The 23,316-nt window shown below is 70.7% G+C and carries 20 protein-coding genes, 1 rRNA gene, 1 pseudogene and 1 riboswitch; of the genes and pseudogenes, 8 read left to right on the forward strand and 14 right to left on the reverse strand.

Annotated elements, in window-relative coordinates; translation table 11 throughout:
- Nucleotides 1–151 precede the first annotated feature (151 nt).
- Entirely contained in the window at nt 152–709 is a 558-nt protein-coding gene (locus tag FHS34_RS08500) for a hypothetical protein (RefSeq protein WP_184962785.1), read from the forward strand.
- A 348-nt stretch (nt 710–1,057) separates the two neighbouring features.
- Nucleotides 1,058–3,016 carry an APC family permease gene (locus tag FHS34_RS08505; protein ID WP_184962787.1) on the forward strand — a complete coding sequence of 653 codons (1,959 nt, stop codon included), beginning with the start codon at nt 1,058–1,060 and terminating at the stop codon, nt 3,014–3,016.
- Nucleotides 3,017–3,128: 112 nt separating this feature from the next.
- On the opposite strand, the gene FHS34_RS08510 is transcribed toward FHS34_RS08505, so the two are convergent.
- On the reverse strand, nt 3,129–3,746 hold the full coding sequence (locus FHS34_RS08510; protein WP_184962789.1) for a DUF1707 SHOCT-like domain-containing protein: 618 nt from the start codon (nt 3,744–3,746) through the stop codon (nt 3,129–3,131).
- A 123-nt stretch (nt 3,747–3,869) separates the two neighbouring features.
- Here FHS34_RS08510 and FHS34_RS08515 point away from each other — a divergent pair, with 123 nt between their 5' ends.
- Nucleotides 3,870–4,265, forward strand: coding sequence for a TOBE domain-containing protein (locus FHS34_RS08515; RefSeq protein WP_184962791.1), 396 nt, complete (start codon nt 3,870–3,872; stop codon nt 4,263–4,265).
- Between the two features lie 45 nt (nt 4,266–4,310).
- Here FHS34_RS08515 and FHS34_RS08520 read toward each other — a convergent pair whose 3' ends face one another.
- Nucleotides 4,311–4,835 (reverse strand): molybdopterin-binding protein, encoded by a 525-nt coding sequence (locus FHS34_RS08520; protein WP_225817693.1) that lies wholly within the window; start codon nt 4,833–4,835, stop codon nt 4,311–4,313.
- 205 nt (nt 4,836–5,040) lie between these two features.
- Between FHS34_RS08520 and modA the strand changes: the two genes are divergently transcribed.
- The 4 genes from modA to FHS34_RS08540 all read left to right on the forward strand — a co-directional run bounded on the left by modA (nt 5,041) and on the right by FHS34_RS08540 (nt 8,591).
- A complete protein-coding gene (gene modA / locus FHS34_RS08525; protein WP_184962793.1) occupies nt 5,041–5,862 on the forward strand; it encodes a molybdate ABC transporter substrate-binding protein in 822 nt (273 codons plus the stop codon).
- The gene (locus FHS34_RS08530) at nt 5,859–6,719 is read left to right on the forward strand and encodes an ABC transporter permease (RefSeq protein ID WP_184962795.1); all 861 of its coding nucleotides are present in this window, start codon (nt 5,859–5,861) and stop codon (nt 6,717–6,719) included. The genes modA and FHS34_RS08530 overlap by 4 nt, the downstream gene beginning before the upstream one ends.
- A 392-nt stretch (nt 6,720–7,111) precedes the next feature.
- Nucleotides 7,112–8,143 (forward strand): ABC transporter ATP-binding protein, encoded by a 1,032-nt coding sequence (locus FHS34_RS08535; RefSeq protein WP_184962955.1) that lies wholly within the window; start codon nt 7,112–7,114, stop codon nt 8,141–8,143.
- 28 nt (nt 8,144–8,171) lie between these two features.
- The gene (locus tag FHS34_RS08540; RefSeq protein ID WP_184962797.1) at nt 8,172–8,591 is read left to right on the forward strand and encodes a TOBE domain-containing protein; all 420 of its coding nucleotides are present in this window, start codon (nt 8,172–8,174) and stop codon (nt 8,589–8,591) included.
- Nucleotides 8,592–8,876: 285 nt separating this feature from the next.
- Here the strand turns inward: FHS34_RS08540 and gcvP are convergent, their stop codons facing one another.
- Nucleotides 8,877–11,762 (reverse strand): aminomethyl-transferring glycine dehydrogenase, encoded by a 2,886-nt coding sequence (gcvP, locus tag FHS34_RS08545; protein ID WP_184962799.1) that lies wholly within the window; start codon nt 11,760–11,762, stop codon nt 8,877–8,879.
- A 174-nt stretch (nt 11,763–11,936) separates the two neighbouring features.
- A riboswitch (glycine riboswitch) is annotated at nt 11,937–12,031 on the reverse strand.
- Nucleotides 12,032–12,150: 119 nt separating this feature from the next.
- On the opposite strand from gcvP, the gene FHS34_RS08550 reads away from it, so the two are divergent.
- Nucleotides 12,151–12,522, forward strand: coding sequence for a PRC-barrel domain-containing protein (locus tag FHS34_RS08550; protein WP_184962801.1), 372 nt, complete (start codon nt 12,151–12,153; stop codon nt 12,520–12,522).
- A gap of 337 nt (nt 12,523–12,859) precedes the next feature.
- Here the strand turns inward: FHS34_RS08550 and FHS34_RS08555 are convergent.
- The 11 genes and pseudogenes from FHS34_RS08555 to rrf all read right to left on the reverse strand — a co-directional run.
- Nucleotides 12,860–14,189 (reverse strand): annotated as a pseudogene (locus FHS34_RS08555) (DNA polymerase IV); the annotation flags it as partial.
- An 82-nt stretch (nt 14,190–14,271) separates the two neighbouring features.
- Nucleotides 14,272–14,955, reverse strand: a complete 684-nt coding sequence (locus FHS34_RS08560) for a MerR family transcriptional regulator (RefSeq protein ID WP_184962805.1) — start codon at nt 14,953–14,955, stop codon at nt 14,272–14,274.
- A gap of 261 nt (nt 14,956–15,216) precedes the next feature.
- On the reverse strand, nt 15,217–15,690 hold the full coding sequence (locus FHS34_RS08565; RefSeq protein WP_026253112.1) for a bifunctional nuclease family protein: 474 nt from the start codon (nt 15,688–15,690) through the stop codon (nt 15,217–15,219).
- Nucleotides 15,691–15,775: 85 nt separating this feature from the next.
- On the reverse strand, nt 15,776–16,513 hold the full coding sequence (gene ftsR / locus FHS34_RS08570; RefSeq protein ID WP_184962807.1) for a transcriptional regulator FtsR: 738 nt from the start codon (nt 16,511–16,513) through the stop codon (nt 15,776–15,778).
- 43 nt (nt 16,514–16,556) lie between these two features.
- Complete coding sequence (locus FHS34_RS08575; RefSeq protein ID WP_184962809.1) at nt 16,557–17,387, reverse strand: zinc-ribbon and FHA domain-containing protein; 831 nt, start codon at nt 17,385–17,387, stop codon at nt 16,557–16,559.
- A 190-nt stretch (nt 17,388–17,577) separates the two neighbouring features.
- Nucleotides 17,578–18,468, reverse strand: coding sequence for a DUF881 domain-containing protein (locus tag FHS34_RS08580; RefSeq protein WP_184962811.1), 891 nt, complete (start codon nt 18,466–18,468; stop codon nt 17,578–17,580).
- Nucleotides 18,469–18,473: 5 nt separating this feature from the next.
- Nucleotides 18,474–18,806, reverse strand: a complete 333-nt coding sequence (locus FHS34_RS08585; protein ID WP_003988855.1) for a small basic family protein — start codon at nt 18,804–18,806, stop codon at nt 18,474–18,476.
- Nucleotides 18,803–19,711: a DUF881 domain-containing protein gene (locus FHS34_RS08590; RefSeq protein ID WP_184962813.1), complete on the reverse strand. Its 909-nt coding sequence runs from the start codon at nt 19,709–19,711 to the stop codon at nt 18,803–18,805. The genes FHS34_RS08585 and FHS34_RS08590 overlap by 4 nt, the downstream gene beginning before the upstream one ends.
- A gap of 183 nt (nt 19,712–19,894) precedes the next feature.
- Complete coding sequence (locus tag FHS34_RS08595; RefSeq protein WP_184962957.1) at nt 19,895–22,390, reverse strand: mannose-1-phosphate guanyltransferase; 2,496 nt, start codon at nt 22,388–22,390, stop codon at nt 19,895–19,897.
- A 114-nt stretch (nt 22,391–22,504) separates the two neighbouring features.
- A complete protein-coding gene (clsA, locus tag FHS34_RS08600; RefSeq protein WP_184962814.1) occupies nt 22,505–23,113 on the reverse strand; it encodes a cardiolipin synthase ClsA in 609 nt (202 codons plus the stop codon).
- Nucleotides 23,114–23,221: 108 nt separating this feature from the next.
- A 5S ribosomal RNA gene (gene rrf, locus FHS34_RS08605) occupies nt 23,222–23,316 on the reverse strand; the annotation flags it as partial.

Consider the following 23,316-nt stretch of genomic DNA (forward strand, 5'->3'; position numbering starts at 1 on the left):
CCGGCCCCACCCGGCACCGCCCTCTTGTCATCCACCCACACCTCCGGCCCAACGGGCCGGGCGCAGCGATTGCGTCAAGAACCGGCACCCGGCCGTCAGGGCGCCGTCAACGGGAGACGCACCTGGCCGGGGGCGGTCTACCGTCTTTCCCATGGAGCACCTCGACCACGTCCACCCCCGGCTGACCGGCTCGCCCCCGTCCGGCCCCGGGACCGTGGTGTATGACCGCGGCTGGAGCCGGGACGTGCGCAACGCGGTCCGCTGCGCCGGTGCGCTGCTCGGGCTGCTGCTGGTCATCGACCGGGTGGCCGGCTCGCTGGACTGGTGGCGCGGTGCCCTCTGGCTCCTGCTGGCCCTGCTGCTGCTCCTCGTCCTCTTCCCGGTGCGCGTGTCGGCCGGCCCGGGCTGGCTGGCCTCCCGCCGCCTGCTGCGCACCCGCCGGGTCCGCACCGATCTGCTCATCGCGGTACGCCCGGTGGACGGCGTCAGCCGGCGGCTGGTGTTGCGCGACGGCTTCGGCGGCCGGGTGGAGCTCGACCCCGAGGTCCTGGTCGCGAATCCGGACCTGTGGCACCGGCTCGACGAGGACGCCCGCCGCTCCGAGGCCGCCGGCACCCTGCGGTGCGGGAGGTCCGCCCTGCACCGTCTGGCCCACCGGCTGGACCGCGAGACGGCCCTGGGTGTGTTCCGGGCGTCGGGCATGGAGTGAGGACCACGACGTCCCGGGTGCACCACACCCCCTCGGACCGTGCTCCAGTACCGCCGCGGAGACATGGCCCGGCAGGCCCCGGGCTCCCCGGGCCATGACGCTCAGTGGCCGCCACCCCTCCGGCGCCCGGCCGACCATCCCTCACCTCACCCGCCCGGCCCCGCTCCCGGTCAACTGCCCCGGCCTCCCCTTCTTCGTGCGGTCTCTCCGCCGGCAAGCGATTCTTAACGCAAGTTTGACGCCTCCGCCCCGCTGATCCGTGGGCCCGAGCGTCACGCTCTGCTTACGCTGGTGCCGCCGTCCGCGTGATGGCCCGAAAGAGCTGAGCCGCACGTCAGGAGCACGCTGATGGCCACGACCGAGCGCCCTCCCAGTACCAGCCGCCTACGCGCCTGGATGCTGGAGGGCCTGTCCGACATGGGCAAGGGCGGTGGCCACACCGGACCGCACGCCGAGCCGGAACCCCCGCACCAGGGACAGCGCTGGTGGCGGGTGATGTGCCTGACCGGTGTCGACTACTTCTCCACCCTGGGTTACCAGCCCGGCATCGCGGCCCTGGCGGCCGGCCTGCTGTCACCGATCGCGACGATCGTGCTCGTCATCGTCACCCTGGCCGGCGCCCTGCCGGTCTACCGCCGGGTGTCCGAGGAGAGCCCGCACGGCGAAGGCTCCATCGCGATGCTGGAGCGGCTGCTCTCCTTCTGGCAGGGCAAGCTCTTCGTGCTCGCCCTGCTGGGCTTCGCGGCGACCGACTTCCTGATCACCATCACCCTCTCGGCGGCCGACGCCTCCACCCACCTGGTGGAGAACCCGCACCTGACGGCCACCCTGCACGGCCATCAGATGGTGATCACACTGTTCCTGGTGGCCCTGCTCGGCGCGGTGTTCCTCAAGGGGTTCCTGGAGGCGATCGGCGTCGCGGTCGTCCTGGTCGGCATCTACCTCGTGCTCAACCTCGTCGTCGTGATCGTCGGCCTGTGGCACGTCATCACCGCCGGGCCCGTGGTCACCGACTGGGGCAACGCCCTGACCGCGGAGCACGGAAACGTGTTCGTGATGATCGGCGTCGCGCTGATCGTCTTCCCGAAGCTCGCGCTCGGCCTCTCCGGCTTCGAGACCGGCGTCGCGGTGATGCCGCACGTCCAGGGCGACCCGGGTGACACCGAACAACGGCCCGCCGGCCGGATCAGGGACACCAAGAAGCTCCTGACCACCGCAGCGCTGATCATGAGCTGCTTCCTGATCACCACCAGCTTCATCACCACGCTCCTGATCCCCGAGAAGGAGTTCAAGCCGGGCGGCCAGGCCAACGGCCGGGCCCTCGCCTACCTCTCGCACGAGTACCTCGGCAGCGCCTTCGGCACGGTGTACGACGTCTCGACCATCGCCATCCTGTGGTTCGCCGGCGCCTCCGCCATGGCCGGCCTGCTCAACCTGATGCCGCGCTATCTGCCGCGCTACGGCATGGCCCCGCACTGGGCCCGTGCGGTGCGCCCGATGGTCATCGTCTTCACCCTGGTCGCCTTCCTGGTGACCTGGATCTTCGACGCCAACGTCGACAAGCAGGGCGGCGCCTACGCCACCGGCGTGCTGGTGCTGATCAGCTCGGCCGCGATCGCGGTGACCATCGCCGCGCGCAAGGCCGGCCAGCGGCGCTGGACCTTCGGGTTCGGTGCGATCGCGGCGGTCTTCCTCTACACGACCGTGGTCAACGTCATCGAGCGCCCGGACGGTGTGAAGATCGGTGCCTGCTTCATCGCGGGCATCATCCTGGTCTCCTTGCTCTCCCGGCTGGCCCGCGCCTTCGAGCTGCGTGTGACGAGTGTGACGCTCGACCCGATGGCGGAACGTTTCATCAGGGACATGGCCAGCCGGAAGATGAGGTTCATCGCCAATGAACCGGGCCATCGGGACAAGGCGGAGTACCGCGACAAGGTCGAGCAGATCCGCGCCGACAACGACATGCCCGAGCAGGAGGACTTCGTCTTCGTCGAGGTCACCGTCACGGACCCGTCCGAGTTCGAGGCGGGGCTGACCGTGCGCGGCGAGGTGCTGCACGGCCGCTACCGGGTGCTGACGCTGGAGTCGGCCTCCATCCCGAACGCCCTCGCCGCGCTGCTGCTGCACGTCCGCGACGTCACGGGCTGCACCCCGCACATCTACTTCGAGTGGACCGAGGGCAATCCGTTCGCCAACTTCATGCGCTTCTTCCTCTTCGGCCAGGGTGAGGTCGCCCCGGTCACCCGCGAGGTACTGCGAGAGGCGGAGCCGGACCGGTCCCGCAGGCCGCGGGTGCACACCGGCTGAGGCAAGGGTCCCGCACCGGGCCGGCCTCCACATCGGGGCTGGGACCGGGCCGGCCTCCCCGTCAGGGAGCCGCCAGGGAGCCGGAAAAGGAGCCCGGCTCCGCGGCAGGAGCTCAGAGCGGCGCGCCGCCCGGTACCTCGGCCGGGGTCCGTCTGCCGAACCACCGCCTCCGCGGCCGCGCCTGAAGCTGCCCCAGGCTGAGCCGGCCCTGTATCTCCACGCGCAGCACGGCCGGTGCCCCGGGGTGGCTGGCCGGCCGCACCCTGGTCCTGCCGTAGTCGATCACCAGGGAGCCGGCGTCGACCTCCACGCCGGGCCGGGTGATCAGCCGCAGGGTGCCGCCGCGCATGTCCAGGTCGATGCGGAGGGTGTCGTACATGATCACCGCGTCGCTGAAGTCCAGCGTCACGTCTCCCCAGGCGGACTCGATCTCCATCCGGCGCGGCACGGTCCAGCCGCCACTCCGGGCGGCCGAGGAACCCTGTTGCTCGATCCGGACGACCTCCTTGGCCGGCGCCGGGCCGGCTTCCTCCGGCAGATCCGCCGTCAGAAACGCCAGCTCCCCGAGCGTGCGGGCGGTCAGCGCCGCCTCCACCCGCTCGTCCAGCTCCTCCGCCGTGATCCGGCCGTCTCCCGCGGCGCCGGTCAGCGCCTCCACCACCCGGTCCCGGTCCGCGTGCGAGGCACGCAGGCCGGACGGCTCGTCCGTCCGCACCGGCTCGGCCGACATCGCTCACCCCGATTCACATGCCCCCGAAGGAGCCCCACCTCACGCACTAACGCTATATCGCGTTATACCCAACGGCCAACCCTACCTCTTCGGTTCCCGGTACATGGCCCTATCGTGACCGGCATGCAGTCCTACACGATCGGCCAGGCCGCGCGGCTGCTGGGCATCAGCCCGGACACCGCCCGCCGCTGGGCCGACGCCGGCCGGGTCGCCACCCACCGCGACGAGTCCGGCCGACGGCTCATCGACGGCAGGGATCTCGCCGCGTTCTCCGTGGAGCTGGCCAAGGGAGGCGGCGGTGAGGAGGACGCCTCGCACACCTCGGTCCGCAACGCCTTCCCCGGCATCGTCACCGCGATCAAGCTCGGCGATGTCGCCGCCCAGGTGGAGATCCAGGCGGGCCCGCACCGGCTTGTCTCGCTGCTGACCCGGGAGGCCGTGGAGGAACTGGGCCTGGAGGTCGGCATGGAGGCCACCGCACGGGTGAAGTCCACGAACGTGCACATCGACCGCGTCTGACCCGACGCGCTCACCGCACCCCGAGCGCCACGACGGGCGTGCGGATCACAGAACCGCGGCCGACGGCTGACCGGACGCGGCCGACGGCGCCGGACCGAGCCGGCCGAGGGTCTCGCGCCGCGCGGCCGCCCCGAGGCGGTAGCCCCCGTCCACCCGGATCGCCGTGATCCCGCTGATGTGCCGGGCCCCGCACCGGTCCTGCGGAAGCACCAGCTGCGGTCCGGCCTCGTCGAGCGGGGTGCCGTCGATGGTGACTCCCAGCAGTACGGGCGCGTCCGCGAAGTCCGGGTCGATCTCGGCCCAGGACAGCAGCGCGTGATGCCCGTCGGTGCCGGTGACCTCGATGAGGAACCGCAACCGGTCCTTGCGCCGCACCGGGTCGAAGCCGGGGCCGGCGTCGGCGAGCACGTCGTACAGGCGCGGGCCGGTGAACCCGTGGTGCTGGATGCCGCTGGTCGCGCACTCGAAGCTGACGTCCGCCCCGTGCTGCGGCCGGCGCAGCAGGTCCGGCACCGTCAGCCGGGCGGGTCGTACCAGATCTCCGGTCAGGGCGAGTTCCGCGAGCGTCACTGTCGACCACCTCCCGCAGCACCGTACCCGCCCGGACGGGCCGTACAAACGCACATGCAAGCTACAAGTCGCGAGTTCGCAGCTCATGCGATGTGACAGGAGACTTACACCTGGCAGATGCGGCAGTATCATCGCCGCACGGCCGAAGCTCGGCCGTCCCAGGGGCGCGACAGTTGTTCCACAGAACCCGAGGAGTAGATCCGTGATGACCCGTTCCGTGCGCCGGACCCGGCGAATGCTGCAGCTGGCCGGTGCGGGAGCCGCCGCCCTGATGGCCCTGAGCGCCTGCTCCTCCTCCGACGACTCCTCGCCGTCGCAGTCCGGCTCCTCGGGGTCCTCGTCGCCGAAGCTCTCGGGCACAGTCACCGTCTTCGCCGCCGCCTCGCTCAAGGAGAGCTTCACGGCCCTGGGCAAGGAGTTCGAGAAGGACCACCCGGGCACGAAGGTGACCTTCAACTTCGGCGGCAGCGACACCCTTGCCGCGAGCATCACCGGCGGCGCCCCGGCCGACGTCTTCGCCGCCGCCAGCGGTAAGACGATGAAGATCGTGACGGACAAGGGCGACGCGGCCGGCACGCCGGCCACTTTCGTCCGCAACCAGCTGGAGATCGCCACCCTGCCGGGCAACCCCGACAAGGTCGCCTCCCTCAAGGACCTGACCAAGTCCGGTCTGAAGGTCGTCCTGTGCGACAAGACCGTGCCGTGCGGCGCCGCCGCGCAGAAGGCCCTGGACGCCGGCAAGCTCGAGCTCACCCCGGCCTCCTACGAACCGGACGTCAAGAGCGCCCTGAACAAGGTGGAACTGAAGGAGGCCGACGCCGCGGTCGTCTACAAGACCGATGTGAAGGCCGCGGGTGGCAAGGTGGAGGGCGTGGAGTTCCCGGAGTCCGCCGAGGCGGTCAACGACTACCCGATCGTCCTGCTCAAGGACGCGCCGAACGCCGAGACGGCCAAGGCGTTCATCGCTCTCGTGCAGTCCGCCGAGGGCCAGAAGGTGCTGAGCGAAGCCGGGTTCCTCAAGCCGTGACCTCGCTCGACAAGCCCGGTGCCGCGACCGGTCCCCGCACGGGCCGGCCGCGACGCCGCCGCGTCGGCACGGGGGGCCGACGCGGGGTGCCGTTGCCGCTGCTGCTGCCGGGTCTGCTGGCGCTGGCGTTCCTGCTGCTGCCGCTGCTCGCGCTGCTCGTCCGCGCGCCCTGGCGCAGCCTGCCGGACCAGCTGACCAGCACCGAGGTGTGGCAGGCGCTCCAGCTGTCCCTGGTCAGCGCCACCGCGGCGACCGCCGTCACCCTGGTCCTCGGCGTACCGCTCGCATGGCTGCTGGCCCGTACGGAGTTCCCCGGCCGGGGCCTCGTACGGGCCCTGGTCACCCTCCCGCTCGTGCTGCCGCCGGTGGTCGGGGGTGTGGCGCTGCTGCTCGCGCTGGGCCGCAACGGCGTCATCGGCCAGTGGCTCGACTCGTGGTTCGGGATCACCCTGCCGTTCACCACCACGGGTGTCGTGGTCGCGGAGGCGTTCGTGGCGATGCCGTTCCTGGTGATCAGCGTCGAGGGCACCCTGCGCGCGGCCGACCCGCGCTACGAGGAGGCGGCCACCACGCTGGGCGCGTCCCGCTTCACCGCGTTCCGGCGGGTCACACTGCCGCTGATCGCGCCCGGCATCGCGGCCGGCTCGGTGCTGGCCTGGGCCCGGGCCCTCGGCGAGTTCGGCGCGACGATCACGTTCGCGGGCAACTTCCCCGGACGCACCCAGACCATGCCCCTCGCGGTGTACCTCGCTCTGCAGAACGACCCCGAGGCCGCGATCGCCCTCAGCCTGGTACTGCTCGTCGTGTCGATCGCGGTACTGGCGGGGCTCAGGGACCGCTGGATGACAACATCATGACAAACCCCCACCCCACGCCCCCCGACGCCACCACACCCGCGCGCCCCCCAAGGGAAAGCGACCCAACCCTGCCCACCCCCGCAGCCGGCCCCCAGCCCCCACCCGCACCCACCGACGGCGCACAGACCTCACAGGCCCCAGCCACCGACGGCGCTCAGCTACCGCAGGGCCCACCCGCACCCGCACCCGCACCCGCACCCGCTGACAGCCTTCAGCTCCCGCAGCCGCCACCCGCAGCCGCCGACGGCGCTCGCCCCCCGCAGGGGGCACCCGCACCCGACCGCGAAAGCCGCACGGGTGGTCCGGGTGGGAATCCGAATCCGGCCGAAGGCCGGACCCTCACCACCGACCCGCACCCACACCCACACCCGCACCCCCACCAGCCACCCGGCCTGGACGCCCACCTCATCGTCGACCGTGCCTCCTTCCGCCTGGACATCACCCTCACCGCCGCCCCAGGAGACGTCGTCGCCCTCCTCGGCCCCAACGGCGCCGGCAAGACCACCGCCCTGCGCGCCCTCGCCGGCCTCACCCCCCTCACCGACGGACACCTGTGCCTGGACGGCACCTCACTGGACGACACGCCCCCGGAATCCCGCCCGGTCGGCGTGGTCTTCCAGGACTACCTGCTCTTCCCCCACCTGACCGCCCTGGACAACGTCGCCTTCGGCCCCCGCTGCCGCGGCGCGAGCAAGGCCGAGGCCCGCTCCCAGGCCGCGGCCTGGCTGGAGCGGATGGGCCTGTCCGCCCACGCGGGAGTCAAACCGCGCCGCCTCTCCGGCGGCCAGGCCCAGCGCGTCGCCCTCGCCCGCGCCCTGGCCACCAGGCCCCGGCTGCTGCTCCTGGACGAGCCGCTGGCGGCCCTGGACGCCCGTACCCGCCTGGAGATCCGCGCCCAGCTGCGCCGCCGTCTGGCCGAGTTCGAGGCGGTATCGGTACTGGTCACCCACGATCCCCTGGACGCCATGGTGCTCGCGGACCGGCTGGTGGTCGTGGAGCACGGGCGGGTCGTGCAGGAGGGCACCCCCGCGGACATCGCCCGGCACCCACGCACCGACTACATCGCCCAGCTCGTCGGCCTCAACCTCTACCGTGGCCAGGCCGCCGGGCACGCGGTACGGCTGGAGGCGGGGCCCGCGATCACGACCACGGAGGAGCTGTCCGGCCCGGTCTTCGTGGCGTTCCCGCCGTCCGCGGTGACCCTGTTCCGGGACCGGCCCTCCGGCGCCAGCGCCCGCAACCTGTGGCGCTGCGAGGTCGCCGGGCTGGAGACGCGGGGCGACCAGATCCGCGCCGATCTCACCGGCGAGCTACCACTCGCGGCGGACCTCACGACGGTCGCCGCCGCCGAGCTGGAGCTGTATCCGGGTGCATCGGTCTGGGCGACGGTGAAGGCGACGCAGACCCACGCATACCCGGCCTGACCGGACCGGGGCCCTACCGTGGGTGCCCATGACCCTGAGCATCCGCAACCAGCTGCCCGGCACCGTCACCGAGGTACACCCGGGCGAAGTCATGGCGACCGTCAAGGTCCGGCTCTCCGGCGGCCAGGAGCTGACCGCGGCCATCACCCTGGAGGCCGTCGAGCAGCTCGGCCTCGCCCCGGGCACCGCGGTGAGCGCCCTGGTGAAGTCGACGGAGGTCTCCCTCGCCACCGGCCGGATCGAGGGCGTGTCGATCCGCAACCAGCTCGCCGGCACGGTCACCCGGCTCGTGCTCGGCGAGGCCATGGCCACCGTCAAGGTCACCGTGGAGGGCGGTGAACTCACCGCCGCGATCACGAAGGACGCGGCCGGAGACCTCGGCCTCTTCGTCGGCTCCGACGTCATCGCCCTGATCAAGTCGACGGAGGTCGCGCTGGCGACGGCATAGGGCCTCTCGCTCGGATCGTGCCGGGCTCGGGGACCCCGGCACCGCGCCCTGATCCGGCTGATCCGAACGGAAGCCCCGGGGCGTACCGCGGACGACCTTGGGCGTGCCGTCGGACGGGCGGTGACGCGGAGCGCCGGCGGCCGGCGACAGCCTTCCGATGTGCGTGCCGGGTCGCGGGCCCCGGCACGAGTCGGAAGACGGGCCCTGGCACGAGCCGGAGGACTGCCCCCCGGCACGGGTGAGGGCCCCGTCCGCGGTACGGACGGGGCCCTCACCTTCGCTCACTCAGTCCTCGTAGGCGTCAAGCGGCGGGCAGGAGCACACCAGGTTGCGGTCGCCGAAGGCCTGGTCGATGCGGCGCACCGGCGGCCAGTACTTGTCGGCCGGTGCGACACCCGCCGGGAAGACGGCCTCGTCGCGGCTGTAGGCGTGCGCCCACTCGCCGCCGAGCGCGGCGGCGGTGTGCGGGGCGTTCCGCAGCGGGTTGTCCTCCGCGGGCCACTCGTCCGAGCCGACCTTCTCGATCTCCGCGCGGATGGCGATCATCGCGTCGCAGAACCGGTCCAGCTCGGTGATGTCCTCGGACTCGGTCGGTTCGATCATCAGCGTGCCGGCCACCGGGAAGGACATGGTGGGCGCGTGGAAGCCGTAGTCGATCAGGCGCTTGGCGACGTCGTCCACGCTGACGCCGGTCGCCTTGGTCAGCGGGCGCAGGTCGATGATGCACTCGTGCGCGACCAGGCCGCCGGGGCCGGTGTAGAGCACGGGGAAGTGCGGCTCCAGGCGCTTGGCGATGTAGTTCGCGGACAGCACGGCCACCTGCGTGGCGCGCTTGAGTCCCTCGCCGCCCATCAGGCGGACGTACGCCCACGAGATGGGCAGGATGCCCGCGCTGCCCCACGGGGCCGCCGAGATCGGACCCACGCCCGTCTCCGGGCCGGCCTCCGGCTGGAGCGGGTGGTTCGGCAGGTACGGCGCGAGGTGCGAACGGACCGCGACCGGGCCGACGCCCGGACCGCCGCCGCCGTGCGGGATGCAGAAGGTCTTGTGCAGGTTCAGGTGCGAGACGTCACCGCCGAAGTGGCCCGGCTTGGCGAGACCGACGAGCGCGTTGAGGTTGGCACCGTCCACGTACACCTGGCCGCCGGCCTCGTGGACCTGGGCGCAGATGTCGGCGACGTGCTCCTCGAACACACCGTGCGTCGACGGGTAGGTGATCATCAGCACCGCCAGCTCGTCGCGGTGCTGCTCGATCTTGGCGCGCAGGTCCTCGACGTCGATCTCGCCGTCCTCGGCGGTCTTGACGACGACGACCTTCATGCCGGCCATCACGGCGCTCGCGGCGTTCGTGCCGTGCGCGGAGGACGGGATCAGGCAGACGGTGCGCTGCTCGTCACCGTTGGCGCGGTGGTAGCCGCGGACGGCCAGCAGACCGGCCAGCTCGCCCTGGGAACCGGCGTTCGGCTGGAGGGAGACCTTGTCGTAGCCGGTGACCTCGGCGAGACGGTCCTCCAGCTCGTGGATGAGGGTCAGGTAGCCCTGTGCCTGCTCGGCCGGGGCGAAGGGGTGCAGCTGACCGAACTCCGGCCAGGTGACCGGCTCCATCTCCGTGGTCGCGTTGAGCTTCATGGTGCAGGAGCCCAGCGGGATCATGCCGCGGTCGAGCGCGTAGTCGCGGTCGGACAGCTTGCGCAGGTAGCGCAGCATCGCCGTCTCGGAGCGGTGCTGCTGGAACACCGGGTGGTTGAGGTAGACGTCGGTGCGCAGCAGCGCCTCGGGCAGGGTGTCCTCGGCGGTCGCGTCCAGCGCCTCGATGTCGGCCTCGACGCCGAAGGCGGACCAGACGGCGGCCACCTCGGCCCGCTTGGTGGTCTCGTCACAGGCGAGGGAGACGTGGTCGGCGTCGACCAGGCGCAGGTTGACGCCGTTCTCCCGGGCCGCGGCGACGACCTCGGCGGCCTTGCCGGGCACGCGCGCGGTGAGCGTGTCGAAGTAGGCGCCGTGCACGATCTCGACACCGGCGCTCTTCAGGCCCGCGGCGATGACGGTCGCGTAGCGGTGGGTGCGCCGGGCGATGGTCTTCAGGCCCTCGGGCCCGTGGTAGACGGCGTACATGCCGGCCATCACGGCGAGCAGCACCTGCGCGGTGCAGATGTTGCTGGTCGCCTTCTCGCGGCGGATGTGCTGCTCACGGGTCTGCAGCGCGAGCCGGTAGGCCTTGTGGCCGTCGGCGTCGACGGAGACACCGACCAGGCGGCCGGGCAGGCTGCGCGCGAACTTCTCGTGGACGGCCATGTAGCCGGCGTGCGGACCGCCGAAGCCCATGGGCACACCGAAGCGCTGGGTGGTGCCGATGGCGATGTCGGCACCCAGCTCGCCCGGCGAGGTCAGCAGGGTCAGCGCGAGCAGGTCCGCGGCCACGGTCACCAGGGCGCCCAGCTCGTGCGCCTGGTCGATGACCGGCTTGATGTCGCGTACGGCACCCGAGGCGCCCGGGTACTGGATCAGTACGCCGTTGATCTCACGTCCGGCGATCTCCGCCGGGATGCCCTCGGTGAGGTCGGCGACGACGACCTCGACGCCGGTCGGCTCGGCACGCGTCTCGATCACCGCGATGGTCTGCGGCAGGGCGTCCGCGTCGATCAGGAACAGGCCCTTCTTGTTCTTGCCCATGCGGCGGGACAGGGCCATCGCCTCGGCGGCGGCGGTGCCCTCGTCCAGCAGGGAGGCGCCGGAGGTCGGCAGGCCGGTCAGCTCGGCGACCATCGTCTGGAAGTTCAGCAGGGCCTCCAGACGGCCCTGGGAGATCTCCGGCTGGTAGGGCGTGTACGCCGTGTACCAGGCCGGGTTCTCCATGACATTGCGCAGGATGACGGGCGGCGTGAAGGTGCCGTGGTAACCCAGGCCGATCATGGAGCCGAGGACCTGGTTGCGGTCGGCGAGCGAGCGCAGCTCGGCGAGCACCTCGGCCTCGGTCCGGCCGCCCGGCAGGTCCAGGGCGTCGGCGTTCTTGATCACATCCGGGACCGCGGCGGCGGTCAGCTCGTCGAGCGAGCCGTACCCGACGTGCGCGAGCATCTTGGCCCGCGCCTCCTGGTCGGGCCCGATGTGGCGCTGCTCGAACGGGATACCGGCTTCGAGCTCGGAGAGCGGAATGCGATGGGCGGTCATTGCGGAGGCCTCCTGGTCTGACGCGACCTGCGAGGGGCACCCCGGCGCGGGTACCCCGACGGCCTCCCCCTCTGTCATCTCAACCTGAGAGCTTCACCAGGCGCGCGAGAGCGCCGGCTTTCACCGTCGGTGAGAGCGGGAGCCGTCGACCCCCGCTCTGCTTTCCAGAGTGACCTCGTCCGTGCGGTACGTGAGCCTGAGAGATTCCGGGGAGGAGTTGCTCCTTCGGCGCCTCCGAGATGGTCGGAGGACTCTCCCGCACGGGTTCAGCAGCCGCTGTCAGCCTACCAGCGAGGTCAACGCCGGAGCCTTCGAGTGGCCGCCTCCTTGAATGTGCTCTTTTGTAGTGCTTACGGATGAGTTGCGACCAAGTGGAGGGAGAGGGGCCGTGCAGACCGACATCGATCCGCGCAACCTGATCGGCCGCAAGGCGTTCGACCAGAAGGGAACCAAGATCGGCACCATCGACGAGGTGTACCTGGACGACGCGACCGGCGTGCCCGAGTGGGCCGCCATACGCACCGGTCTCTTCTCCCGCGACGCCTTCGTCCCCCTGGAGCCCAGCGAGCTCGTCGAGGGCACGCTGCACGTGCCCTTCGACCGCTCCCTGATCAGGGACGCCCCCGACTTCGGCGTGGGCCGTCACCTCTCCCCCGAACAGGAACGCCAGCTCTACCACCACTACGGTCTCGACGTGACCCCACCTCCCGCGGCCCCGGACCACGACTTCGGCAAGCTGGCCGGATCGGAGGAGGCCTGACCCGCGCCCTCCGCCGGCTCCGCCCCCACGGACCGGCCCCCACCGGCCTCGCCCTCCACCCCCACGGACCGGTCCGCGCCGGCCTCGCCCTCCACCCCCACGGACCGGTCCGCGCCGGCCTCGCACCCCACGCCGACGGACCGGCCGACGCCCGCTTCCCGGCCGATGCCCGAGGCCCCGTCCGCGCCCGCCTCCCGGCCCCCGCCCGCGGGCGGCCCCGCGTCCGGACCCGGGCGCGGGCCCGCCGGCCGAGCGTCGTCCGAGGCTGCCGGGGCCTGGTGCGGAGCCTCGTGGCGATCGCTGCCAGGCGGGGCGAGACCGGCCGGCGGGTGGCGGGGATCCGCGGTCAACGGCAACGGATCGGCGGACTCCAGCGCGGGATCGTCGACCAGAAACGTCCGTACCCGCCCCGGAGGTGACTGCGGCGTCTCGAACCGCACGGTGACCCGCCCCAGACCGCTCCCCTGCACCCACCCGTGCCCGTACTCGGTGTGCCGCACGTCCTGCCCGGCACGCCACTGCCGCTCGGCCGGCTCCGGCCGCTCCACGACCGGCTCGGGCACGCCCTTCTCCGGCTCCTCCGCCGGCAGCACCGGCATCGCCTGGGCGAAGAGGTCCTCCTGCGTGTAGTCGGCGAGCCCGGAGACACCCACACCGAGCAGCCGTACCCCTCCGGTGGTGTCCACGGACTCCAGCAGCCGCGCCGCGGCCTCGCGGATGACCACGGGGTCGTCCGTGGGCCCTCTGAGCGTCTCGGAGCGGGTCAGGGTGGAGAAGTCGTACCGCCGCACCTTCAGGACGATGGTGCGCCCGGACAGCCCGGCCCCACGCAGCCGCCCCACGCACCGGTCGGCCAGCCGCTGGACCTCCAGACCGACCCGCAGCCGGTCATGGATGTCCACGTCGTACGTGTCCTCCACCGAGACCGACTTGGCCTCCCGCTCGGCCACCACCGGCCGCTCGTCCCGGGCCAGGGCCATGGCGTACAGCGCGTGTCCGTGCGCCTTGCCGAGCAGCCGGACCAGCTCGTCCTCGCCCGCCTCGGCCAGCTCCTCCACCGTGCTGATGCCGGCCCGGCGCAGATGGTCGCCGGTGGCCGGTCCGACCCCGGGCAGCGTGCGCACCGTCATCGGGCCCAGCATCGCCCGCTCGGTCCCCGGCTCGATCAGCGTCAGACCGTCCGGCTTGGCCTGCTCGGAGGCGATCTTCGCGAGCATCTTGGAGGCGGCGAGCCCCACCGATCCGGTCAGCCCGGTGACCGCCCGGATGTCCGCGCGCAGCTTCACCCCGGCCCGCCGCGCCGACTCCTCGTCCCAGGCCGTCCCCCCGGCCTCCAGGTCCACGAACGCCTCGTCCAGGCTCAGCGGCTCGACCAGCGGCGACAGCTCCCGCAGCAGGGCCATCACCTGCTCGCTGATCGTCCGGTACAGCATGAAACGCGGGACCAGATACGCGGCGTTGGGTGCCAGCCGGCGCGCCTGGGCCATGGGCATCGCCGAGTGGACCCCGAGCACCCGCGCCTCGTACGACGCGGTGGCCACCACACCGCGCGGTCCGAGCCCGCCCACGACGACCGCCTTCCCGCGCAGGCTCGGCTTGGACGCCTGCTCCACCGAGGCGAAGAAGGCATCCATGTCGAGATGCAGGATCGTGGGCGCGTTTCTCACATCTCCGATGCTGCACCACGGCACTGACAATGCGGTGGTGCCGGAGCGGTGGTGCCGCAGGCGCCCTTGCGGGGGCGGGCGGTCAGACCGCCCGGTTGCGGCGCCTCGCCAGCTCGTCCGCCGGGTTGTGCCCGACGAGGGTCTCGCCGGTGTCGATGCGCTCGCCGTGCAGCTGGGAGAGGGCGCTTTCCACGTCCCGCCACACCACGCCGACGGCGATTCCGAAAATGCCCTGACCGCCCTGGAGCAGGGCGTGGACCTCGTCGGGCGAGGTGCACTCGTACACGGTGGCACCGTCGCTCATCAGGGTCATCCGCTCCAGATCACGGAAACCGCGTTCTCTGAGGTGCTGGACGGCCGTGCGGATGTTCTGCAGCGACACGCCGGTGTCCAGGAAGCGCTTCACGATCTTCAGGACGACGACGTCCCGGAAGCTGTACAGACGCTGCGTGCCCGACCCGTAGGCGGGCCGCACGCTGGGCTCGACCAGACCGGTACGGGCCCAGTAGTCGAGCTGCCGGTAGGTGATGCCGGCCGCTGCACAGGCCGTGGGCCCGCGGTAGCCGATCTCCTCGGACGCCATGGACGCCACCCCTCCGCCGTTCGGCACCGCCGTCGGCAGCTGCGGCGCGTGCTCCACCGCGCTGCCGGGACGGGCATGCCCGCCGCCTGAGCGCAGCCGGGAACTCGGGGGCGGGTACGGACCGCTCTCCCCGAAACCGTGTCCGGGGGCACCCCCAGCCGTACCGTCGCCGCTGGTTCTCACGCCGACCTCCGTCCTTGACCTGCCTTCTCGACGGTAGGCAGTCACCAGGGGTGCGTCAACGATCGCCACACTCGGCACGCCGAGTGATAATCACCCAAGGAGTGGTTTCCCGTGTCCCACCGCGGGGAAAGGCTAGCCGAATGCGCTCGCGGGGAGCCGTAGGACGCTCTCACTGGCCGGGGGCAATTGCCGGGGAGCCCGCCGCGCGGAGCCACCGACCGTGCCGGAGGAAACCCCCGTACGGCGGGCCGGCCGCGCGCCTCACTGGCTGCTGGTGCCGAAGTCCTCGGGCGAGATCTGGTCGAGGAACTCGCGGAACTTCTCCACCTCGTCCTCCTGCTCGTCCGGGATGGCGATGCCCGCGTCGTCCAGCACCGTGTCACTGCCGTAGATCGGCGTGCCGGTGCGCAGGGCCAGCGCTATGGCATCGGAGGGGCGGGCGCTGACCTCCACCCCACTGGCGAACACCAGCTCCGCGTAGAAGACGCCTTCCCGCAGATCGGTGATACGCACTTCGGTCAGCTCCTGGCCGACGGCCTCCAGCACGTCCTTGAACAGGTCGTGGGTCAGCGGTCGCGCGGGGGCCATGCCCTGCTGGGCGAAGGCGATCGCCGTCGCCTCCCCAGGCCCGATCCAGATGGGGAGGTAACGGTCGCCCCCCACTTCGCGCAGGAGCACGATCGGTTGGTTGGAGGGCATTTCGACCCGGACACCTACGACATCGAGCTCGTTCACACAGCAACCCTAGGCCGTGCCCGGGACGTTTGGGTAGTCGGGCCGGGAACAGCTGCCCGATCCGGCCTCCCCGGGACCCGCCGGTTCAGGGGAGCCGCACCCCGAGAGCGCTCTTCACCAGGGCCGCGTGCAAGCTCATCGTCAGGGCCGCCAGCTCCTTCGTGCGGGCCTCGGCATGCGCCCTGGTCTGCGGGTTGCGGTGGCGCTTGAGCGGGGCCACCACCTGGTCGACCAGCCCCGCCTCGCGATCGGCGGCCGCCTTCATCACCCGAAGGTGGCGCGGCTCGATCCCGAACCGGCCCAGTTCGGCGACGAGCGAGGCCACGGTGACGGCCTCGGCGTCGTACGCCCCGTCCTCCAGGGGAGCGATGAGCCCGTAGGACTCCCACTCCTTCAGCGCTCCCTCGTCGATGTCCGCCGCGGCCAGCAACTCGGCCCTGCCGATCCTGGCCACCGTGGGCCCCTCCAGGGGCGCCGGAACGTCCTCCGCGGTGCGCTGACGCCCGACCAGGGGCAGCGGGGCGGCCTCGCCCCGCTCCATCGCGTCCAGGTGTTCCCGGATCACCTTGAGCGGCAGATAGTGGTCCCGCTGCATCCGCAGGATGTGACCGAGGCGCTCGACGTCCTCGGCGCTGAACTTGCGGTATCCCGACGGGGTCCGCCGCGGCTCGACGAGCCCCTCCGACTCCAGGAAGCGGATCTTGGAGATGGTCACTTCGGGGAACTCGTCACGCAGCACGTTCAGCACCGCGCCGATGCTCATCAGCCCACTGTCCCTGGCGGCGGTACCGCTTCCGGCACCGCCGCTCGGTGTTTGAAGCATGGACCTTCCCTGGGTTCCCCCCGGACGTCGGCCCGGGGGCGGCTCAGATGCCCTGCCGGCTCGCGTAGAACACCAGCCGGTACTTGCCGATCTGCACCTCGTCACCGTTCGCCAGAGCGACCTGGTCGATGCGCTCGCGGTTGACGTACGTGCCGTTCAGGCTGCCCACGTCGGCCACCGTGAAGGAGCCGTCCGGGGAGCGCCGGAACTCCACGTGACGCCGGGAGACCGTCACGTCGTCCAGGAAGATGTCGCTCTGCGGGTGGCGTCCGGCCGTGGTCAGGTCGCTGTCCAGCAGGAAGCGGCTGCCCGAGTTCGGCCCCCTGCGCACCACCAGCAGCGCCGAGCCCACCGGCAGCGCGTCCACAGCGGCCTGCGCCTCCGGAGAGAGCATCGGCAGCTGCGTCTGCCCGGTCACCTCGGCGTCGTAGGCCTCGAGACCCGAGATCGAGATCGTGGAGGTCGTCTCCGAGGCCCGCTCGGGCGCGACCCCGGGTCGCAGCGGCGCCCCGCAATTGGAGCAGAACCGGGCGTTCTCCGCATTGCGGTTACCGCACCTCGTACACACCAGGACCGACATCGACGGATCCTCCTGCCGCGGCTGCCCCGCCGGGGCGTTGGACGCGTACGGGTTGGGCGCGAACCCTCCACCCGTACCTGAGGTTGACGGTTGCCCGAAACCTATGCCGCCGGACTGGGCAGGGTCAACAGACGCCGCGCCCTGACCTCCCGAAATGTCACCGCCCGGACCAGCGACCTGGTCCCGGAACAGCGGGCGCTGGCCCTCCGCGTCAGGCTGTGCGCGATGACGAGCGGTCGCGTTGTCGCTACCCTCTCGCGCGCTCTTGCCGAACAACTTCGCAAACAACTTCACGGGCGATTCCCCTTGACCGAAACAGACCCGCCCGTGGGGCAGGACGAACCCTGATTGCCTACACCGGCCGAGCCGGACATTCTCACAACGTCCGTATCCACCAGACAGTTTCCACCACGCACCACCCCTTCGGTGCGCCGACCCCCCGCAACCTCATGCCCCTGCCGGACGGACCCCATGCACCGCCGGTTCACTGGGAGGACGACCGAGCGTAGTCAGGCCGCTTCGCCTGTCGCAAGGCGTCCACAATGATCTTGTCCGACCGCTCGACGGTCACCGTGGCCTGCTCCTTCTCCAAGGTCTGCACCACGCCTCCAGGGATGTTCAGCGCCGGCTCCAGGTCCTGCGGCTTGCCGATGACCTTGAAACGATACGGGGCGTTGATCTTGTTCCCGTCGACGCGCACCGTCTCGTCGGAGTCGGTGAAATAGCTGCCGGCGACCACCCGGACCCCGTTGACCTGGATCGCCTCCGCGCCGGCCGCGCGCAACTCCTGGATCGCGTCGAGCAGCATGTCCGCCTGGACCGTTCCCTTCGTGTCCTCGATCGTCATGGTGATGCCGGGACCCTGTGCCGCCACGGTGCCCGCCAGAATGCCGAGTTGCCTCTCCTTCTCGGCAGTCTGCTTACGGGCCTCCGCGGCCTGGTCGGAGCTGCTCTGCAGCTCCTGCCGCTGCTTTTCGAGTCCCTGCTTCTCGTCCTCAAGACGCTGAGTACGCGAATCCAGTTCATCGAGGATGCGTACAAGATCTTCCTGCCGGGCGCCGCGCAGCGCGCTGTCGGTGTCGCTGTTGGACGCCACCTGCACGGCCAGGCCGAAGCCGAGACCGAACAGCAGCACCGCGACGATGAGTTGGGCGCGCGTGAAACGCGGCGGCCACAGGCCCGTCACGAGCCGCTGCCGGCCCGTGAGCGGCTGCTCGGGCAGCTCCGGGGCCGTTTCCCCCGCGGCGGGCGTGGGCACGGGCACCTCGGCCGGCAGTTCCCTGCGCAGCCGGTTCTCGGACGGGTCGTTCCGCTCGTCGCGGTCGTTCTGTCCGTCGCGGTCGTTCCGCTCGTTGCGGTCGTTCTGCTCGCTCATGGGAATCACGCCCGGAACACGTGCCGTCGGATCGCCGCGGCGTTGGAGAAGATCCGGATGCCCAGGACCACGACGACACCCGTGGACAGCTGCGCGCCCACACCCAGCTTGTCACCCAAGAACACGATGAGGGCGGCGACGACCACGTTCGACAGGAAGGAGACCACGAAGACCTTGTCGTCGAAGATGCCGTCCAGCATGGCCCGCAGACCACCGAAGACAGCGTCCAGCGCCGCGACGACGGCGATGGGCAGATAAGGCTCGACGACCGCCGGAACCTCGGGCCGGACCAACAGGCCGGCCACGACTCCCACGACGAGGCCCAGTACGGCGATCACGATGTGCCCTTCTCGGTTTTCTCGGACTTCGGCTGTGCTATGCGTACGATCACACTGGGTGCGGCAGGCAACCTGAGGTCGGCCTCCGTGGAGATGGTGGCGCGGATGCCGTACTGCTCCTCCAGGGCATGCAGATACAGGCCGTCGGCGCTGTTCTGGAATGTCGTGCTCAACCTGTCCCCGTCCCCCACGGCGAGCACCGCGTACGGCGGCACCAGCGGCCTGTTGTCGACCAGTATCGCGTCACCCGCGGCCCTGATCGCGGACAGGGCGGTCAGCCGCTGCCCGTTGATGGAGATCGCCTCTGCTCCGGAGGCCCAGAGCCCGTTGACCACGCGCTGCATGTCGCGGTCACGTACCCGGCCGGTGTCGGAGAAGTCCGAGGTCTCCCGAGGGTTGGTGCCGTCGCCACCGGAGCTTGCCTCCTTGGCGTCGTTCACGACGAGCTTGACGCCGGGACCCTGCACAGCGGTGGCACCCGACAGCAGCCCCGCCAGGTCCGCGTCCGCGCTGCCGCCACTCGACTTCAGGGCCGCCTGCTGGCGCGCGCCGACGTCGTCGCGCAGCTGGTCGACGGTGCTCTCCAGCTCGTCCGCGTCAGCGGTCTCGCTGTCGATGCGGTCGATCAGCTCCTGGCGCTCCTTGGCCACCACGGGCGCCGCGACACGCGCCTGCGCCGCCCCCACCGTCACGACGAGCGCCGCGAGTACGAGACCGGCCGCCAGGCCCAGCTTGGCCCGGAGCGTCTTGGGCAGACCACCCTCGCCCTGGGACTCCCTCCGGGCGGCGGCCTCGGCGTACCCGTCGTCGAGGCTGTGGTCCATGACGTTGGTGATCAACGACATGGAGGCGTCCGGGCGCTGCGGCCGCGTGGGGCTGCTCCGAACGGGGGGTTGCTGCGGCATGCCGCACATCGTCGCATGTCGCGACCAGTACCTCCGAACGGCCCCACCGGCGTGCCGGACAGGCCCCCTTGGGGACACTTGTCCGGCACGCACGCGTGCAGTGGCTTTTGCCGCCCCGAGCCGCCCCGGGCCGTCGGACGCCGCCCGGGGGCGCCGGGTCGACGGCCCCGGGCCTCGCGGTGGCTAACGGCCGGCGCTGTCCACGACGGCCGACCACTCGTCCAGCAGGGCCTGAGCGGAGGCGTCGTCGGGCCCCTCCGCCCAGAGGTGCGTGACGGCCTCGGCCGGGTCGGGCAGCACCATCACCCAGCGCCCGTCGGTCTCCACGACCCGCACACCGTCGGTCGTGTCGACAAAGCGATCCCCTGCCTCCTCGACCACTCGTCGCATCACCAGGCCCTTGACGGCCCACGGCGTCGCCAGGTCCCGCTTGAGGACGTGCGCCCGCGGGATCCGGGCGTCGATCTGGCTCAGCGTCAGCTGCGTCCGCGCCACCAGGCCGATGAGCCGCACGAAGGCCGCCGTGCCGTCGTACACGCTGCTGAACTCGGGGACGATGAATCCGCCCTTGCCGTCGCCTCCGAAGATGGTGCCCTCCTCGCCGCCCACACGCGTGAGGTCGTCCGGCGACGTGGTGGTCCACTCGACCTGGGTGCCGTGGTAGGCGGCGACCTGCTCGGCGATCCGGGTGGTGGTGACCGGCAGGGCCACCCGCCCGCTGCGCCGCTCGGCGGCGACCAGGTCCAGCATCACCAGCAGTGCCCGGTCGTCCTCGATGATCCGGCCCTTCTCGTCCACGAGCGACAGCCGCTCGCCGACGGGGTCGAACCGCACACCGAACGCGGCGCCGGAGGACGCCACGATCTCTCCGAGGCGCACCAGACCGTTGCGCCGCATCTCGGCGGTCTCCGTGGGCCGGGACTCGTCCAGACCGGGGTTGATGGTCAGCGAGTCCACGCCGAGCTTGCCGAGCAGGCTGGGCAGCACGAGCCCGGCACTGCCGTTCGAAGCGTCCACGACGACCTTGAGGCCCGATTCCGCTATCCCGGTCGTGTCGACGTTCCGCAGGAGGGACCCGGTGTACGAGTCGAAGACGCTCGCCGGGAAGTACAGGTCCCCGATCTCCCCGGGGAAGGCCCGCCGGTATTCCTGGCGTGCGAACACCCGGTCCAGCTTGCGCTGGCTGCCCTGCGAGAGGTCGGCGCCCTGCCCGTCGAAGAACATGATGTCCACCGAGTCGGGGACACCGGGCGAGGTCCGGATCATGATGCCGCCCGCGCTCCCTCGCGCGGTCTGCTGCCGGGCCACGGGCAGCGGCACGTTCTCCAGGTCGCGTACGTCGATGGCGCTGGCCTGGAGCGCTGAGATCACCGCACGCTTGAGCGCACGGGCACCGCGGGAGTGGTCACGGGCGGTGGTGACCGTGGAGCCCTTCTTCAGGGTCGTCGCATAGGCGCCGGCGAGCCGCACCGCCAGCTCCGGAGTGATCTCCACGTTCAGGATGCCGGTGACTCCACGGGCGCCGAACAGATGCGCCTGCCCCCGGGACTCCCAGATCACCGAGGTGTTGACGAAGGCACCGGCCTCGATGGTCTTGAAGGGGTATACGCGGACGTTGCCCTGAACGATCGATTCCTCACCGATCAGGCACTCGTCGCCGATGACCGCGCCGTCCTCGATCCGGGCGGCTCGCATGATGTCGGTGTTCTTGCCGACGACACAGCCGCGCAGGTTGCTGTGCTGCCCGATGTACACGTTGTCGTGCACGACGGCCTTGTGGAGGAAGGCACCGCTCTTGACGACGACGTTCGAGCCGACGACGGTGTGCTCGCGGATCTCGGCGCCGGCCTCGACCTTCGCGTAGTCACCGATGTACAGCGGCCCGCGCAGTTCGGCGTCGGGGTGCACTTCGGCGCCTTCGGCCACCCATACGCCCGGGGAGATCTCGAAGCCGTCGATGTCGACGTCGACCTTGCCCTCGAGGACGTCCGCCTGGGCCTTCACGTAACTCTCGTGCGTACCGACGTCCTCCCAGTAGCCCTCGGCGATATAGCCGTAGATGGGCTTGCCTTCCTTCATCAACTGCGGGAAGACGTCACCGGACCAGTCGACGGAGACATCGGCTTCGACGTAGTCGAAGACCTCGGGCTCCATGACGTAGATGCCGGTGTTCACCGTGTCGGAGAAGACCTGTCCCCAGGTCGGCTTCTCCAGGAAGCGCTCGACCTTGCCTTCCTCGTCGACGATGGTGATGCCGAACTCCAGCGGATTGGGCACACGGGTCAGACAGACCGTGACCAGCGCGCCCTTCTCCTTGTGGAAATTGATCAGATCCGTGAGGTCGAAGTCGGTCAGAGCATCACCGGAAATGACGAGGAAGGCATCGTCCTTCAACGCCTCCTCGGCGTTCTTGACGCTTCCGGCGGTACCGAGTGGCTTCTCCTCATTGGCATAGGTGAGCTCCATGCCGAGATCTTCGCCGTCACCGAAGTAGTTCTTGACGAGCGATGCCAGGAACTGCACGGTGACCACGGTCTCGGTGAGCCCGTGCCTTTTGAGCAGCCGTAGCACGTGCTCCATGATCGGGCGGTTCACCACGGGCAGGAGCGGCTTGGGCATGCTAGAGGTCATGGGGCGCAGGCGAGTGCCTTCACCCCCGGCCATCACGACGGCCTTCATGTCGGAAGCGTCCTCCTCCAAGAGACGACGGTCTAGCCGACTTCACCCGTCCAGATTGTCCCGCACTTTTCGACCGCGGGCCATCGAGGCGTCATGTCCGGACAATCGCCGAGCTCAATCGGCCATGGCGTCCGCTCGAACCAATCGGCGGACTTGTACCACGTAGAGCACTCCTGCCCACCAATAGAGGGTTGTACCCCATCCGGCGAACGCCCATCCGAAAACGGCGGCGAGTGACGCGATCCAACCACTTCCGTCACTGAGGAGCAGGAGCGGGAAGGCGTACATCAGGTTGAAGGTTGCCGCCTTGCCGAGGAAGTTCACCTGCGGCGGCGGGTACCCGTGCCGGCGAAGGATGCCCACCATCACCAGCAGCATCAGTTCCCGCACCAGCAGGAGCGCGGTCAGCCAGATGGGCAGGATCTCCCGCCAGGTGAGGCCTACCAGGGTGGAAAGCACGTAGAGGCGGTCGGCGGCGGGATCGAGGAGCCGGCCGAGGCTGCTGATCTGGTTCCAGCGCCGGGCGAGCTTGCCGTCGAGATAGTCACTGACCCCGCTCAGGGCCAGGATGAGGAGGGCCCAGCCATCGCTCTTCGGGCCGCCGAACTCCGGCCTGAGGATCAGCCACAGGAACAGGGGTACGCCGACGAGCCGCGCCATGCTGAGGATGTTGGGGATGGTGAGGACCCGGTCTGTCTGGACACGGGTCTCCTGGACCTCCACCCGGGGGCCTCCTGTGCGAAATGAGCCAACGATGCCCCCTGACCCTACCTCAACGCAAAAAAAGCTCCGGCCCCTGGGCAGTGCCCAAGAGCCGGAGCTTCAAAAGGAGTTCGGCGGCGTCCTACTCTCCCACAGGGTCCCCCCTGCAGTACCATCGGCGCTGTGAGGCTTAGCTTCCGGGTTCGGAATGTAACCGGGCGTTT

Source organism: Streptomyces echinatus (assembly GCF_014203595.1).
GTDB lineage: Bacteria > Actinomycetota > Actinomycetes > Streptomycetales > Streptomycetaceae > Streptomyces > Streptomyces echinatus.